The organism is Methylobacterium sp. 1A (assembly GCF_058072805.1).
Genome location: NZ_JBYQVE010000001.1, coordinates 3,994,972 through 4,008,700, shown reverse-complemented (window position 1 = coordinate 4,008,700; position 13,729 = coordinate 3,994,972). Strand labels below are relative to the sequence as shown.

Annotated in this window: 15 protein-coding genes, 1 tRNA gene, 1 pseudogene and 1 other annotated feature; of the genes and pseudogenes, 7 read left to right on the top strand and 10 right to left on the bottom strand. The window is 65.2% G+C overall.

From position 1 onward, the window contains the following. Window positions 1-4: 4 nt before the first annotated feature. Complete coding sequence (locus tag ACX9MN_RS19315; protein WP_331327277.1) at window positions 5-235, bottom strand: DUF6429 family protein; 231 nt, start codon at window positions 233-235, stop codon at window positions 5-7. A 192-nt stretch (window positions 236-427) separates the two neighbouring features. Here ACX9MN_RS19315 and ACX9MN_RS19310 point away from each other — a divergent pair, with 192 nt between their 5' ends. Next, window positions 428-880: a hypothetical protein gene (locus ACX9MN_RS19310; RefSeq protein WP_103985957.1), complete on the top strand. Its 453-nt coding sequence runs from the start codon at window positions 428-430 to the stop codon at window positions 878-880. Here the strand turns inward: ACX9MN_RS19310 and ACX9MN_RS19305 are convergent. The 7 genes from ACX9MN_RS19305 to ACX9MN_RS19275 all read right to left on the bottom strand — a co-directional run bounded on the left by ACX9MN_RS19305 (window position 810) and on the right by ACX9MN_RS19275 (window position 5,547). After that, window positions 810-2,972: an O-linked N-acetylglucosamine transferase family protein gene (locus tag ACX9MN_RS19305; RefSeq protein ID WP_489725116.1), complete on the bottom strand. Its 2,163-nt coding sequence runs from the start codon at window positions 2,970-2,972 to the stop codon at window positions 810-812. The two genes, ACX9MN_RS19310 and ACX9MN_RS19305, sit on opposite strands and share 71 nt — an antisense overlap. Before the next feature lie 272 nt (window positions 2,973-3,244). Next, complete coding sequence (locus ACX9MN_RS19300) at window positions 3,245-3,562, bottom strand: SH3 domain-containing protein (protein WP_103985959.1); 318 nt, start codon at window positions 3,560-3,562, stop codon at window positions 3,245-3,247. A 356-nt stretch (window positions 3,563-3,918) separates the two neighbouring features. Beyond that, window positions 3,919-3,994: transfer RNA gene (locus ACX9MN_RS19295), tRNA-Ile, on the bottom strand. Window positions 3,995-4,062: 68 nt separating this feature from the next. Then, window positions 4,063-4,329, bottom strand: coding sequence for a hypothetical protein (locus tag ACX9MN_RS19290; RefSeq protein ID WP_020094746.1), 267 nt, complete (start codon window positions 4,327-4,329; stop codon window positions 4,063-4,065). Next, window positions 4,319-4,552, bottom strand: coding sequence for a hypothetical protein (locus tag ACX9MN_RS19285; protein ID WP_103985960.1), 234 nt, complete (start codon window positions 4,550-4,552; stop codon window positions 4,319-4,321). The genes ACX9MN_RS19290 and ACX9MN_RS19285 overlap by 11 nt, the downstream gene beginning before the upstream one ends. 58 nt (window positions 4,553-4,610) lie before the next feature. Beyond that, on the bottom strand, window positions 4,611-4,793 hold the full coding sequence (locus ACX9MN_RS19280) for a hypothetical protein (protein WP_100253048.1): 183 nt from the start codon (window positions 4,791-4,793) through the stop codon (window positions 4,611-4,613). A 67-nt stretch (window positions 4,794-4,860) separates the two neighbouring features. Next, the gene (locus ACX9MN_RS19275; RefSeq protein WP_091928754.1) at window positions 4,861-5,547 is read right to left on the bottom strand and encodes a transporter substrate-binding domain-containing protein; all 687 of its coding nucleotides are present in this window, start codon (window positions 5,545-5,547) and stop codon (window positions 4,861-4,863) included. A gap of 395 nt (window positions 5,548-5,942) precedes the next feature. On the opposite strand from ACX9MN_RS19275, the pseudogene ACX9MN_RS19270 reads away from it, so the two are divergent. The 4 genes and pseudogenes from ACX9MN_RS19270 to ACX9MN_RS19255 all read left to right on the top strand — a co-directional run. After that, window positions 5,943-6,206 (top strand): annotated as a pseudogene (locus tag ACX9MN_RS19270) (Arm DNA-binding domain-containing protein); the annotation flags it as partial. A 314-nt stretch (window positions 6,207-6,520) separates the two neighbouring features. Continuing rightward, window positions 6,521-7,063, top strand: a complete 543-nt coding sequence (locus ACX9MN_RS19265) for a hypothetical protein (protein ID WP_244603266.1) — start codon at window positions 6,521-6,523, stop codon at window positions 7,061-7,063. 69 nt (window positions 7,064-7,132) lie between these two features. Next, window positions 7,133-8,361, top strand: a protein-coding gene (locus tag ACX9MN_RS19260; protein WP_091713013.1) for an IS3 family transposase whose coding sequence is annotated in 2 segments (ribosomal slippage) — window positions 7,133-7,421 and window positions 7,421-8,361 — 1,230 coding nt in all. Because the reading frame shifts where the segments join, the coding sequence is not laid out codon by codon here. Beyond that, window positions 7,414-7,530 (top strand) — a sequence feature (AL1L pseudoknot). Its footprint overlaps the gene before it by 117 nt. Window positions 8,362-8,529: 168 nt before the next feature. Then, the gene (locus ACX9MN_RS19255; protein WP_042669442.1) at window positions 8,530-9,102 is read left to right on the top strand and encodes a Ros/MucR family transcriptional regulator; all 573 of its coding nucleotides are present in this window, start codon (window positions 8,530-8,532) and stop codon (window positions 9,100-9,102) included. 250 nt (window positions 9,103-9,352) lie between these two features. On the opposite strand, the gene ACX9MN_RS19250 is transcribed toward ACX9MN_RS19255, so the two are convergent. Then, window positions 9,353-9,703 (bottom strand): hypothetical protein, encoded by a 351-nt coding sequence (locus ACX9MN_RS19250; protein WP_489725115.1) that lies wholly within the window; start codon window positions 9,701-9,703, stop codon window positions 9,353-9,355. Between the two features lie 417 nt (window positions 9,704-10,120). On the opposite strand from ACX9MN_RS19250, the gene ACX9MN_RS19245 reads away from it, so the two are divergent. Continuing rightward, window positions 10,121-10,309, top strand: a complete 189-nt coding sequence (locus tag ACX9MN_RS19245) for a hypothetical protein (RefSeq protein ID WP_091980681.1) — start codon at window positions 10,121-10,123, stop codon at window positions 10,307-10,309. A gap of 901 nt (window positions 10,310-11,210) precedes the next feature. Here ACX9MN_RS19245 and ACX9MN_RS19240 read toward each other — a convergent pair. After that, window positions 11,211-12,233, bottom strand: a complete 1,023-nt coding sequence (locus ACX9MN_RS19240) for an IS110 family RNA-guided transposase (protein ID WP_020096599.1) — start codon at window positions 12,231-12,233, stop codon at window positions 11,211-11,213. Between ACX9MN_RS19240 and ACX9MN_RS19235 the strand changes: the two genes are divergently transcribed. Next, the gene (locus ACX9MN_RS19235) at window positions 12,217-12,672 is read left to right on the top strand and encodes a hypothetical protein (protein ID WP_489725114.1); all 456 of its coding nucleotides are present in this window, start codon (window positions 12,217-12,219) and stop codon (window positions 12,670-12,672) included. The genes ACX9MN_RS19240 and ACX9MN_RS19235 overlap by 17 nt on opposite strands. Window positions 12,673-13,729 lie beyond the last annotated feature (1,057 nt).

Genomic DNA, 13,729 nt, shown 5'->3' with positions numbered 1-13,729 from the left:
CGCGTCAGTCGGGCCGCGTGAACAGGGTCCGAAACAGCGCTTCGGATTGGCGCAGTCCCTCGTCCGTGAGCACCACCGACTTGGCGCGTCCGACCGGATCGGCGATGAGCCCCTTGGCGTGGAGACGGCCAAGCACAGCCCAGTCGAAGCCCTTCCAGGCCCGACGCCCGTCGTGGAGCGTCAGCCACAAAAGGGCGAGCACCGCCTCGTCGATGCGCTCCTCGTCGACCGCCATCCGAGCAGATTAGCACGCCGCGCTCAGACCGGGCGTGGTGCCAGCCGATCGGTTACACTGCTCCACTACGATCTCGCGCGGCTCGGCGGCTGGTCGAAGCGCGCGGGCGCCTGAGCTTGTTCCGTTTTCGTTCGCGAGTGGGGGGGGGGGGCCACCAGAATGGGGCACCTGGGGGATGCAGGGCCTAGTCGGGTGTACGTCGACTGCGCCACCTGCAAGCGCTCGGGCCGCTATACCGTGGTCAGCCTGATCGGTCGCTACGGGGCCGACATCTCGACGCTCGACCTGCTCCGGCACCTGACGGCCGCGTGCCGCTATCAGCGCGCCCGGGTGCCGCTTACGCGGAAGTACGAGCACCTGTGTCTGGCCGCGATCACGCTGCCGCCGGCCGCCAAGCAGATCCCGCCCGTGCCGCCGGGTGTGCCCTACACGGTCGAGATCTGGCGAGAGACCAGCGGCAATGTCGAGCTGCACCTCGCGACGATCTACCCGCTGTCGATGGCCGAGGCGGCGTTCGATGCAGCCTGCCTGGAATGGCCGACGCACGAGGTCACCCTTCGGGACCGCGCGCGGGTCATCGTGAGGCGGGAGAGGCCACCGCGCTGGGCGCTGTCTCGGCGCACCAAAGCCGCCACATCTCGCTAAGGGCCAGACCAACCTCCCTGGCATGGCCGGCGTGATCCATGTGGGGGCTGGCGACCAAGCGCTCGCGCAGGCCGCTACGCAATTTGAGAAATTCGTCCGGATCGCTGGCGAGACGGCAGGCGATGGCGACATAGCTGTCGACATCGCGGGCGATGAGATCCGGCAGCCCTAGGATCCCGAGAATGGCGGCGCCCACCCGCGAGATTGTCTGGGGTCCGGCAAGCGTCACTACAGGGACGCCCATGTAAAGAGTGTCGAATGTCGTGACGTTGCCGTTGAAGGGGAACGCATCCAGCGCGATGTCGACACTGCCGTGCATCGCATAGCGATTGGCAGCATTGCGGGGCGCGAAGTCGACGCGGTCGAGTGGCAGGCCGCAGGTCGCGAGACGTGCTTCCACTGGCCCGCGCGTCCTTGGATCGTCGATATCGGTTACGATCAGCTTCAGCCGGGCGTTGGGCACCGCTGCTAGGATCGCGGCCCAGGCCTTGATTGCGGCGTCGGTCATCTTCTCGAAGCGGTTGAAGCAGCCGAAGGTGACGTGCCGGTTTCTGGTGACGGGCGCTGTCTCGGCGACATCCGGCGCCGGTAGGAACGGCCGGTAGCAGGTGCCAGTGCCAGGCATCCGCCAGAGAACCTCGGAATGCAGGTGCTCGGTCTCGCCGATCGGATCATAGACAGCGTCGGTAAGGCGGTAGTCTATGGCGGCCAGCCCCGTGGTGACTGGCAGTCCGATCCAAGTCACCTGAACTGGCGCAGGCTTGCGCGCGAAAACCATTAAGCGGTTGCCGCCGCTATGGCCGGCTAGGTCTATGAGGATGTCGGTGCGATCGGCCTCGATGAGGTTCGCCGCGGCCTCGTCGTCGAGAACATCGATTCGGCGCCAAGAGTCGAAACGGGCCTTCAGCGTCTCCGTCACCGCGTCTTCGCGACTGGTGTTGCTATAAGCGAGGAGGTCAAAGCGTTCCCGATCGGCATAGTGGAGGAAGGGTTCGAGGAACCGCACCACCGGGTGATCGCGAAAATCCGCCGAGACGAAGCCAATGCGCAGGCGCCGATCCAGATTGCGATCATTGGCGAAGGGCCGGATGCGCAGCAGTGCGTCAGCATGGCAGCGGCCGTAGGTCTTAGCCTTCTCCGAGAAGCTTTCCACCGAACTATGCTCGGCAAAGAGCTGCGCATGTGCAAGGTTGCAAAGCGCGAAAGCGGCGGCGGGATTGATTTCTAGCGCCTTCTCCAAATTGGCGATCGCCTCTTCGGTGCGCCCAAGGCGGTGTAGCACCGCGCCGAGATTGTTGTGAAACTCGGCCGAGCCGGGAACCCGAGCGATCAGATCGCGCCAACAGTCAGCGGCGTCCTGCTGGCGCCCAGTGTCCTGATACACGATGGCGAGATTGGCGCGGGTGTCATCCAAGGCAGGGTCGAGTTCGAGCGCCTTCTCGAAGGCCGAGCCAGCAGCGACCAGGTTGCCGATTGCCTGGAAGGCGAGACCGAGATCGGCGAAGTACGTAGCGTTGCCGCTGTCGCGGTAGATCGCGATGGTGATCAAATCGATGGCGTGCTGTGCACGCCCGGTGCGCAAGGCGGTGAGCCCGGCAAGATGCACCGCGTCACCATTATCTTTGTCGATAGAGATTAAGAGTTCGAGGAGGCACTCGGCGTCCTCGAGCCGCCCAGCGGCGAAGGCGAGGCGAGCGTTCGCGCCGAGCACCTTAACCAGCGGCTGGCAGTGCTCGGACACGATCTGGGGTGAGAAGCCGTGCACCAGAAAGTGATCGAGGATGCTACGGGCGTCTGTCACCCGGTCGCAGGCGAGGAGCGCCCCGATTAGTGCCACCCAGCGAGAGGCCTGCTCAGGTGCCGAGCGAAGCGCCGCGGTGTGATGAAGGACCGCACGGGCATGATCGCTCAAGAGCGTGGCGATGAGGCCAAGATTGTAATGCGCCGCTGCGTGTCCCGGATCGAGATCAAGGCATCGTCTGTAATGCTGATCGGCTTCGTGCAGGCGCCCGGCGGCATGATGGGCGGTGGCCATATTGAGAATGGGTCCCACCAAAGCCTTCGGCTCCCGCAGGGGCTCGCCCCGGCTCATCGCAAGTCCTTCCGACGTCACGGCACCATCGGTCAACATGCTTAATGACGTGTAAACTAAATTAAGGCTTCTATCGCGGAGCGCCACCGGGTGACGTTCCGGTGTAGCTCGCTGACCGCGAGGCCGTCAGCTCCTCAAACTCGCCTACTCGGCGTCGAGCTCCTGTTGGACCTTCTCTGCCCGTTGCTGACGGGTCGCGTGCTGCGCTACGGGCGTGAACAGCCGGCCGAGAGCGGCTGGAATGAGCTCAGGTACTCGGAAGCCCCGCGTTGCTATTCGCTGACGTCCGGATCCAGGCTCCCGCCTCGCCGGACCGGCGGCGCCCCGAGATACACGAACCGCCGCGAAACCCAGCCCTCGCCCCTCCGGTAACGGACGAACACCCAGTTGCCATTGCGCTCGCCAGTCGGGACGATGCCGCGCCCGTCGGGTGGAATCATGCCTACGATCCGCGCGTCCGAGGTTGGAAACTCGCGGACGTTCAGCACGTCGTTCGGCGCGGTGTCGATAACGCGCAGCGTCGCCTGCGCATATGCACCGCTCGCTCCGGTGACGGCTGCGAAGAGGCCGGCGAGGAGTAGGCGCCTCATCTCAGGTGGCCCTTCGACATCAAGATTCGGCGTTCTCTGGGGCGAGCCGCATCGCTCGCAGCTTTGCCGTTTGCTCGTCGAACGCTTGTCGCTCTGCCTCAACCTCCGCCCAGACCTCGTTGGCTTGATTGTGCCTCTCTGCAGCCTTCGCCGCCTTCGTCTCCCGATAGCCTTGAACGTGGCTAGGATTCTCGGACATCGACGCTCCTCTCAACCTACAGGCGAAAAACCTAGGGCGCGTTTCGCCTACGTCAGTAGCCGAAAGGCTCTCGGTTGCGGTGGATGTCGCCTTCCGGAGCCGCAATCCGGGCCCCTCGCCGATCTCCTTAATGAAGGTCACGCCAACTGCTCTGACGTGGTGGGCCCGGCAGGACTCGAACCTGCAACCAGACCGTTATGAGCGGTCGGCTCTAACCATTGAGCTACAGCCCCCTAGGCCCGGATAGCCGTTGCGGCTTAGCATGTGCAACTCGGGCCGCTGCCACGAAGCAGGGATGGGGTCAGTGCCGCACGGTCGGCACGACGCCCGCGAAAGATGCCATGCCGTCCGCTTCGACCGTCGCGGTGAAGGCCTCGTAAGCCTCACGGTCCGTCGTGAAGGTCTCCTGCCAAGCGGTGCAGCCGCCAGACGACAGATCGATCACCACTAACTGCCAGGGGTCCTGCGTGTCGGCGTAGCGGTAGATCTCGACGTCGACGATCGCACCATCGCGACTGAAAGAGCCCGACAGCGGAGAGTGCTCGAATTCTCGGTCCTCATCGTCCACTGACCGCTTCCATTCGCTCTACGGCCTTGCCCACGGCCTCACGCAAGACGGTCGGCCAAGCCACATCATGGTCGTGGAGAAATTGGGCGGCGCTGATGAGGGCCTTAAGCCTCTCCGGACGGGCGGACTCCTCCGCCTCTGACTGCAGGAATTGCTCTGCCAGCGCCGTCGCGAGCCGAAGGATTTCTTGGATCTCATCGGGCTGGGCGTCAGTGTCGCTCACTTCAGGTAGCCCTTCGCCTTCAGATGCTCGGTAAGGGATTCGCCTATGGCGTCGTGCATCACGGCTTTTTTGCCTCAGCTTTGGCGGCGTCCCGTTCAAGGCGCGCGGCCTTCAGGCGTGCGGTGTTCTGGTCCGCCGCACTGACTGCCGGCTCATCAAAGGCCTTGCTGCCAAACCGGTCCTGCATCTTCGCAAAAGCTGCCTCAGCCTGAATACGCTCTTTGCTGTGGTTGTCTGCCATACGGCAATCCTCAATTCGCTCCCTCTGGAACGTCGCGCTACCACACGCGACGCGACCGGAGCACCAGTTAATGCGCGACCGCGTCGTCGCGGAAGCCGCGGGCGTCGAAGATCCGCCGGACGATACCGGTGCGCTTCGCCTCGTCCAGCCACGCCGTAACGCAGGCGAGGGCGGCGGGGCGCCCCTTAGGCACGGCGACGGCGACCTGCGTCTGCTGGAAGCCGCCCGCGACGATCCGGGAACCTGGAACCTGCAGGACCACCGGCCGCAGCGTGTCGCGCGAGAGGGCAATGGCGTCCGCCTGCCCAGCGCGCATGCGCGCGACCGCCTCGGCCACGGACGGGACGGGGAGGGGTTGCGTCCGGGTCAGCGTGCGGGCGGAGGCGCGGAACGTCGTCGTGCCGTCGATCGCCACGACCCGGAGACCCGGCCGATCCACCTGCGCCACGTCGGTGATGCCCGACCCGACGCTGACCAGATAGGTGCTCTCCAGGTCGTAGTAGCCCGGCCCGAAATCGATCACCTGCCGCCGGGCCACGTCGACCGGCATGAAGCTGACATCGATCGCCGCGGCCTCGAGGGCGGCGGCCGCGGCGCCCGAGTTCGGGAACAGCGTGACGGCCAGCGGCAGGCCGACCTGCCGGGCGAGATCCGCGCTCAGATCGGCTGTCACGCCGTCGAGCGCTCCGTCGGCGGCACGGCTGACGAAGATTAGGCCAGCGGACGGCGCCTCAACGAGACCGACTCGGAGCATACCGGTCGGAGCGAGTTCCGCTTTCACGGAGGCATCCTGCACGGGGCTAGCTATCGTCATACCGGCGAGAGGAGCAGAAGCGAGCAGAGAAGTGGCGCGCTTTGGGATCGCAGCGGTGACACCTTGGTGACACCGACCATTCCAAGATCAGCGCTGACGCCTGCTAAGCCATTGATAATATTGGCGCACCCGACACGATTCGAACGTGTGACCTTTGCCTTCGGAGGATTAGCCTAACATGTTTTCCCGTGATTGCTAGAGTTTACTCGTTATTGCCAAACCGCTGCTGCCCCTTGTGAAATTGGCGCGCCGGGCATTTCTCTCGTCTCCGCCGGATGGGCTCGGTTTGCTTCCGCGTGCTTCCGCAGTGCTTCGGCAGAACCGGAGGGGAGGGCATGCCCAAGCTCAGCAAGCGCGTGGTCGAGGCGGCCGAGTCGCAAGGCCGGGACTACTTCTTCTGGTGCGATGAGCTCCCGGGCTTCGGGGTGCGCATCTTCGCATCCGGCCGGCGCAGCTACCTCGTGTAGTACCGCGCCAGCGGGCGGTCGAGGCGCTTCACGATAGGGCTGCACGGCGCCCTGACGGCTGACGAAGCCCGCCGTGAGGCGAAGGGGCTGCTGGGCCAAGTGGCGAAGGGCGAGGATCCGGCAGAGGAGCGCGCCACGCGGCGGGGCTCCATGCAGGTTGCGGGAGCGATGAGTGAGACCGGCCAAGCCTGAGCGATCAGATGGTGGCCGGGAACTCGGGCGCCGCAGCAATGACATGCCGACCCTGCAGCATCACGAACGGTCCCGACGGTACCGAGACGCCCAACGCATCCGGTCGGCTCGCTCACTGGCAGCTCGGCCTGTGCACGGCCCTCATGGACCGCTGCATCGATCGCTTGGGCGACGTCGCCGAGACTGCCCGCCGCGACAGCGAGGCCGACCTGCTCGCCACCGCCGCTGAAGCCCTGAGGACGAGGCTCTGAGACATGGGTGACGAAATTCGCTTCCAGATCCGCTCGAAGCCGGCTCGCATGGAGGAGCAGACGCGCGTCGCGCTGGCGCTCCTGCGCAGCAGGGGTGGGTGGCCCCAGGATTGGGCTGCACTTCAATCCGGCGCTGCGTCGTGCCCTGGCGCGTGGCGATTGGGCGCCGGTGTGGCCAAGGACGCGACGGCGCTCGAGCCGAAGCTGGTCAAAGGCCTGGACGGCAAGGAAGGCCTCGATCTCGGCGACGGCACGATGAAGATGCCGGACGGGTCGATCCGGTCAATCGTCCCGGCGGCGCCAGCTGGTGGGATCGGTGGCGGTGGCGGCCGCGGAATGTCCGAACTCCGTGAGCACGTGGCCGAGTTGGGCCGGCACATCGAGCGCTTTGGCCAGTCCGGCTTCCACGCTCAGATCGAGGTGACGGGGCTGCGGCAGGCGGGCCTGCGAGCCACTTCCATGAGGATCAAGGCCCGTGGCGGCCTGAGTGCCGACTTGGGGGTGACTGAGCCCGGCGCCAAGGAAGACATGAGCGACTGGACCTGAGGGCCTAGATCTCTCTCAGTGAATCGCCCCGGGATTTTCGGAGGCTCCAACTCTTGAGAGACTGGAGCCATGACGAAGCATACCCCACCCTTTTCCCCTGAGGTTCGCGAGCGGGCAGTCCGGCTGGCCCGGGAGCATGAGAGCGAGCACGGTTCGCAATGGGCCGCGATCCAGTCGATCGCGGCCAAAATCGGTTGCTCTGGCGAAACGCTGCGCAAGTGGGTCCGTCAGGCCGAGCGCGACCGGGGCGTGCGGGCCGGACCGACGACGGATGAGCGCGAGCGGATCAAGGCGCTGGAGCGGGAGAACCGCGAGCTCCGGCAGGCCAACGAGATCCTCAGGAAGGCGAGCGCGTATTTTGCCCAGGCGGAGCTCGACCGCCGGTTCCGGTCATGATCGCCTTCATCGACGATCATCGTGCGCTCTACGGGGTCGAGCCGATCTGCAAGGTTCTGCCGATCGCCCCGTCGACGTACCACGCCCATGCCGCGCGACGAGCCGATCCCGGGAGGCTGTCGGCTCGAGCCAAGCGGGACGCGGCACTCATGGTCGAGATCCGGCGCGTGTACGAGGCAAACTTCCGGGTCTACGGCGTGCGCAAGGTCTGGCGGCAGCTCGCCCGCGAAGGGATCATTGTGGCGCGCTGCACGGTGGTCCGGCTGATGCGAACGATGGGCTTGGCTGGCGTCGTCCGGGGGCGGAGGGTTCGCACCACCGTTCCCGATCCGGCGGCGGCCTGCCCGCTCGACCGGGTCAATCGACAGTTCAGGGCCGAATGCCCGAACCGGCTATGGGTGGCGGATTTTACCTACATCGCCACCTGGGGCGGCTTCGTCTATGCGGCCTTCGTGATCGACGTCTTCGCCCGCCGGATCGTGGGCTGGCGTGTGTCGCGCTCGGCCCGGGCCGACTTCGTGCTCGATGCCTTGGAGCAGGCCCTGCACGAGCGCCGCCCCTTCGCCGGCAGCGGCCTCGTCTGTCACTCGGATCGCGGATCGCAATATGTGAGCATCCGCTACACCGAGCGCTTGGCCGAGGCGGGCGTCGAACCCTCCGTCGGCAGTGTTGGCGACTCGTACGATAACGCTCTCGCCGAGACGGTGATCGGCCTGTTCAAGGCGGAGGTCATCCATCGACGCGGGCCGTGGCGGTCCTTTGAGGCGGTCGAGTACGCCACGCTGGAATGGGTGGACTGGTTCAACCACCGTCGGCTGCTCGAACCAATCGGCCACATCCCTCCCGCCGAGGCGGAGGCACGCTATTATGCCCAGGCCGAGGTCCAAGCCTTGGCCGCCTGAGCCAAACCAAACGGCCTCCGGAAAACCCGGGGCGATTCACAGACATGTTCAGAAACTATCCTGGAAGCCGGCATATATCCAACGTTCTCCGTCGTCCCAGCATAGATACGCCTTGACTAGGCGTCGTTGTTGCTGCGTGAGTCTCAGCCACATACGCAGGAGGCTTCAATGGACGACATTACATCAACCTCGGCTCTGGATCAGAGCAACCTAATCGAGCTCACGGCCGATATCGTGTCCGCTTACGTCTCGAAAAACTCTGTGCCTACGTCCGAAATGCCGGCGCTTCTGTCCGCGATCCATGGCGCGCTCAACGGCTTGAACAACCCCGCCGCTCCGGCCGAGGCTAAGGTCGACCGCGCCACTCCGAGCCAGATCCGGAAGTCGATCAGCAACGACGCGCTGATCAGCTTCGAGGATGGCAAGTCGTACAAGACCCTGAAGCGGCACCTCAAAGGAGTGGGCCTTACCCCGGACGAATATCGGGCGAAGTGGGGCCTGCCGGTCGACTATCCTATGACCGCCCCGAGCTACTCCGAGATGCGCTCGGCCCTGGCGAAGAACACCGGCCTCGGCAACCTGCGCAGGAACGCAGCCCCGAAGGCTGCCGTCACCGACGAGAAAGTTGCGGAGGCGCCCAAGGCCCGAGGCCGGAAGAAGGTGGCCGAGCCTGCGGTCGCGCCGGCCGGGAAGCCTGTCCGCGCTCGCAAGGCGAAGAAGGCTGCTGTCGCCGCGGAGTGAATCTGCCTAGCGCGAGAGCGGTGGGAAGTCGCCAGCCCGCGCGCGGGTCTACCCAGCATCCCTGATGCGATGACCTCGAACCGCCCGGCTCCGGCCGCGGCGGCTTTTTCGTGTCGGTAGCCTCCCCCGAACGGGTGATGTCACGGCGCCCGCTACGCTGCTATCCCGTTACCGAGACTCACCACCTTCGGCCCCGCCGGCACCGCCGCGCGGGGCTTTTTCGCACTCTGCTCTGCTCTTCAGATGCGCTCTAATTGCAGGTCAACTTCCGGCCCTCGGCCATCCCGACCTTGCGGTAGTGTTCCAGACCGGACTTGATCGCCCGGCCTATGACCGCCCGGCGCACATCCGGATTGCAGCGCAGATACTCCTCCTCGTTGAACGCGTAGTCGCCACGCCCGCCCCGCGAGCCTCGGTCATAGCCCCGATCGTAGTCGCGGCGGTCACGATCGCCGTAGCCTCGATCTCCGTAGCCTCGGTCGCGGGGTCCATAGTCGCCGCGATCGTAGCCGTAGTCGCGCCCGCCGTATGGCTGTGCGAAGGCCGGAGCGGTTCCGCTGAGTAGCGCCAGGCCAAGGACGGTCGCTGAGATCACCTTCATGTCGTGCTCTCCGTTGTTGCGGGGCGTGAACGCTTTCAAAGATGGGTAGTTCGATTTGCCTGGGCGGGCGTCGGGTCCTCGCTTCCAGCGTCACTACCGTTGGGGGGGGCTTGCCTTTCCCTGCTCCTAACCCACTCTCAGTTTCAGGTTTGGCGGGATTACTCCCTTGTCGGTGCCGAGCCTAAGAAGCCCGCCCGGTCCGCCGGCGCGGGCTTTTTCGTGCCTGGAATCCTGGCGCGGGACGGCTCGCCCGCCGGCATCCGCACGACACAGAAACCAAGGCCGGCCATTCTGTCGCCGGGCCGCGTTGCGTATCGGCTCCCGCAGGTGAGGCAATCGTATCCCATGCCGCCGCATAGCGAGCCGCTCGCTCCCACCACCCGAGGCGAAAAAGCTGGCCGGCTCGCAGCGAGCGAGATGATCAAGACGCTGAGCCCGCAGACAGGTAGCGTTCAGGGCCTCGTGCGCCGGGTCGAGGAGGTCGGCATCATCGTGGCCCAGGAGCATCTGAAAGCCGGCATGCTGCCCGCTGAAGTCCGGGCTTGGCACATCGGTTTCCAAGCGGGGATGAGCCTCGAGCTCGGAGATTTCATGCGCCGCTTTTGAACAGCCTCCTGACGCTCTCGAACTGATGCCTGCAACATTCCTGAAAGTATCTTCACGCTCAGCTTCCCAGAAGAGTTTGGTCATGAAAGTTTCGAAGATATCGAGGCGTGGTTAGATTTTTAGAAAAACCGTCTTAAGAGGCGGGCGAATCCGAATTAGTGCTCAGGTACTAACTGCTCAATGCATCCGGCGCCCGCTGGGATCATCAGCAGGCGCCTTTCCTGTGCGTGCCCGTTGTTGATAGTACGATAGGGCGCCTTGCTCTTATCTCGCCCCGTTACCCGCCGGTATGTCAGCAAGCCCCGCAATCGATCTTCCGCTCGCCGTCGCCTCCTGGCTTTCGCTCGATCGCTGGCTGCACGAGAATAGCCCACCGGTCTCGGGCGCCGCACGGGTCAGCCGAAACCCCTGACCGGTCTTTGCTTTCCGAACGTCGTCCACACCGCTCCACCACGATTCCTCGCGCCGCGGCCGCCGTCGGTTGAAGCGCATCGCCGCCTCAGGCTTGTTCCGTATTCGTTCGCGAGCGGAGGGCCACCAGAATGGGGCGCCTGGGGGATGCGGGGCCCGGTCGGGTCTTCGTCGACTGCGCGGCCTGCAAGCGCTCGGGCCGCTACACCGTCGCCAGCCTGATTGACCGTGTGTGGACGCCCCATCGGATTCAAGGGGGTGTTGGAGAGATTTGTGCGCGCAGGATCAGGTGCTGCCGTGTGTCCGGCCTGTTGATGCAGCCTTCATCACGGCTGCTGGCCTGTATGGAGAGCGCGGATCGGGTCCAAGTCGCTTTGGCGCGCTCGAGGCGCTTGGCCATTCACTGGTTTTCCCGACCCCGTCTTCTGACCGTTGCGCCATACCTCTCGACTGACCTTCCCTGCCTCCCTGACGCCTCAGGCCGTGGCGATCACGCCGTGGCCGGAGCTCTGTAGGAGCCGCCATGGGCCATCAAGGCCCAGACGATCCTCGCCATCTTGTTCGCAAGGGCGACGGTGATCAGCATGCGCGGCTTGCGCGACAGCATGCCGGCCAACCATGCCCCAGCTTTATCGGGATCACGCGCCGCGACCTTGGTCGCAGAACTCGCGCCCAGGATCAGCAACCGTCGCAGGCTGCGCTCGCCCATCTTGGTCGTTCGCCCCAGCCGCTCCTTGCCGCCGCTGGAGTGTTGCCGCGGGACGAGACCGAGCCAAGCCGCAAAGTCGCGCCCGCGGCGGAAGGTACTGGCGGCCGGTGCCAGAGCCACGAGTGCGGTCGCGATCACCGGGCCGACACCCGGTATCGTCATCAGCCGCTTGGCCACGGCATCGTCCTTCGCGCGTTGGGCGATCTCGCGGTCGAGAAGTGCGATCTGCGCCTGGAGCGCCTCCAGGCTGCCCGCAATGATGGCCAAGGCCGGCCTTGCCTCGGCCGGCACGTCAGATGTGGGGTCGCGGACGATCGCCACGAGCTGGCCTACGTGCCCGACACCTTGGCGAACGACGTACCCGAACTCCGTGAGGTGCCCGCGCAGTGCATTGATCAATTGGGTCCGCTGACGCACGAGCAGGTCGCGCGTACGGAACACCACTGCGGAGGCCTGGGCCTGCGCGCTCTTTCCCTGAACGAACCGCATCGTCGGCCGCTGCGCCGCCTCGCAGATCGCCTCAGCATCGGCCATGTCGTTCTTCTGCCGCTTCACGAACGGCTTCACGTAGGCTGGCGGGATGAGCCGCGTTTCGTGGCCTGCCAAAGCTATCTCACGGGCCCAGTAATGAGCGCTGGCGCATGCTTCCATAGCAACCACGCAACGCGGAAGTGTCGAGAAGAACGTCAGCACCTGATCACGCCGCAGCTTCTTGCGGAAAACGACGACACCGCTCGTATCCGCGCCGTGAACCTGGAAAACTGATTTCGCCAGATCGATCCCGACTGTGCTAACCTCACCCATGGACGCCTCCTGCAGTGGTGTTGCAACACCTCCACTCTGGCACATCGATGCCGTCAGGGGGCGTCCACCCCTACGCTATGGGGCCGACACCTCGACGCTCGACCTGCTCCGGCACCTGACAGCCTCGTGCCACTACCAGCGCGCGCCCGGGGCGCCGCCCGCGCGGAAGTACGAGCACCTGTGCCTCGCGGCGATCACGCTGCCGCCAGCGCTCAAGCAAATCCCGCCGGTGCCGCCGGGCACCCCCTACACGATCGAGATCTGGGACCGGATCGGCGGCAAGCTCGAGTTGCACCTCGCCACGATCTACCCGCTGACCGCGGCGATCGCCGCATTCGAGGCCGCCTGCCTGGAATGGCCGACGAACGAGGTCACCCTGCGGGATCGGGCTCGGATCGTGCGGAAGCGGGAGCTGCCGCCGCGGAGCGCCACCGGGTGACATTCCGGCCTCACACGCGGCAACGGGCCGCGACAACGGCTTGCCGCCGGAGCATCTACCCTAGAACGGCCGTATGCCGACCGCCGCCTACCTCGCGCCGCGCGCTCGCCGCCGAACTCATGATGAGCGAGAGCACCGTGGACGATTACGTCCGACGGGACCTCCTGCCGCCGCCGATACGCATCTCGCCCAGCTGCGTGCGCTGGCGACCGTGGACGCCATCCTCGGCCCCTGAGAACCCGAGATGGTCGGTTGAGGATCCGAGCCCAGAGGAGCGTGCGGCTTGCGCGATCGAGGCGTCGCGGCAGCCTACGCTTTCGGATCGAGCAGCCGCGGAGGGTGTCGCTCGGATACTCGCCGCCTCGAAAGAGCGGTCTCGGCCGACGAGGAAGGCTAAGGGCCGTTCAGCCGCCTAGCGATCACATTTGCGGTAACGCGATTTGGGACAGCACCGGCTCGGAAGAACGCACGATGCTTCCGCAGCGCTTCCGCGGCAATCTCTCAACCGCAGGGCTTAGCCCCCTAAGTCATTGAGAAAATTCTAGGGCGTCAGATTAGGCGCGACTACCCCCTCAACGATATCAACCCTTTAGCGTCAGCGCCAGGCAATCCAAGCCCGACTTCTCGCCAACAAAGAGCCGACTTTTACGCCTCTGCGCCATCAAACACCCGACTCCGGGTTGACTGGGCCCATACGGCTCGAAGATCGGTCCATGAGGATGCTCAGCCGCTCGCATCAAGGCGCGCATCGATGAGCAAGCCGCCGAATCCGAAGATAGAACCTCTGTTGGCGCCAAATCGAATCTCTGCGGGCGGCAGATCGAACCATATAGGTGCAATATATTGAAGGACGATAGAAAACCGCTTCAGCACCGAGCAACTGCGCCCGACAGCCACACGCTCCTATCCTCCGGCACGCCACCGACCTTGCTTCCACGCCGACGGGACGTCGAGTTCTCCCTCCCTCTCATCCGCTCGGCGAGCTGGATCAGCTGACGTAAGCCTGTCGACAGCATCACAACCACCTCTTCTCCGTCGGCCATCCCCGACAGGTCCA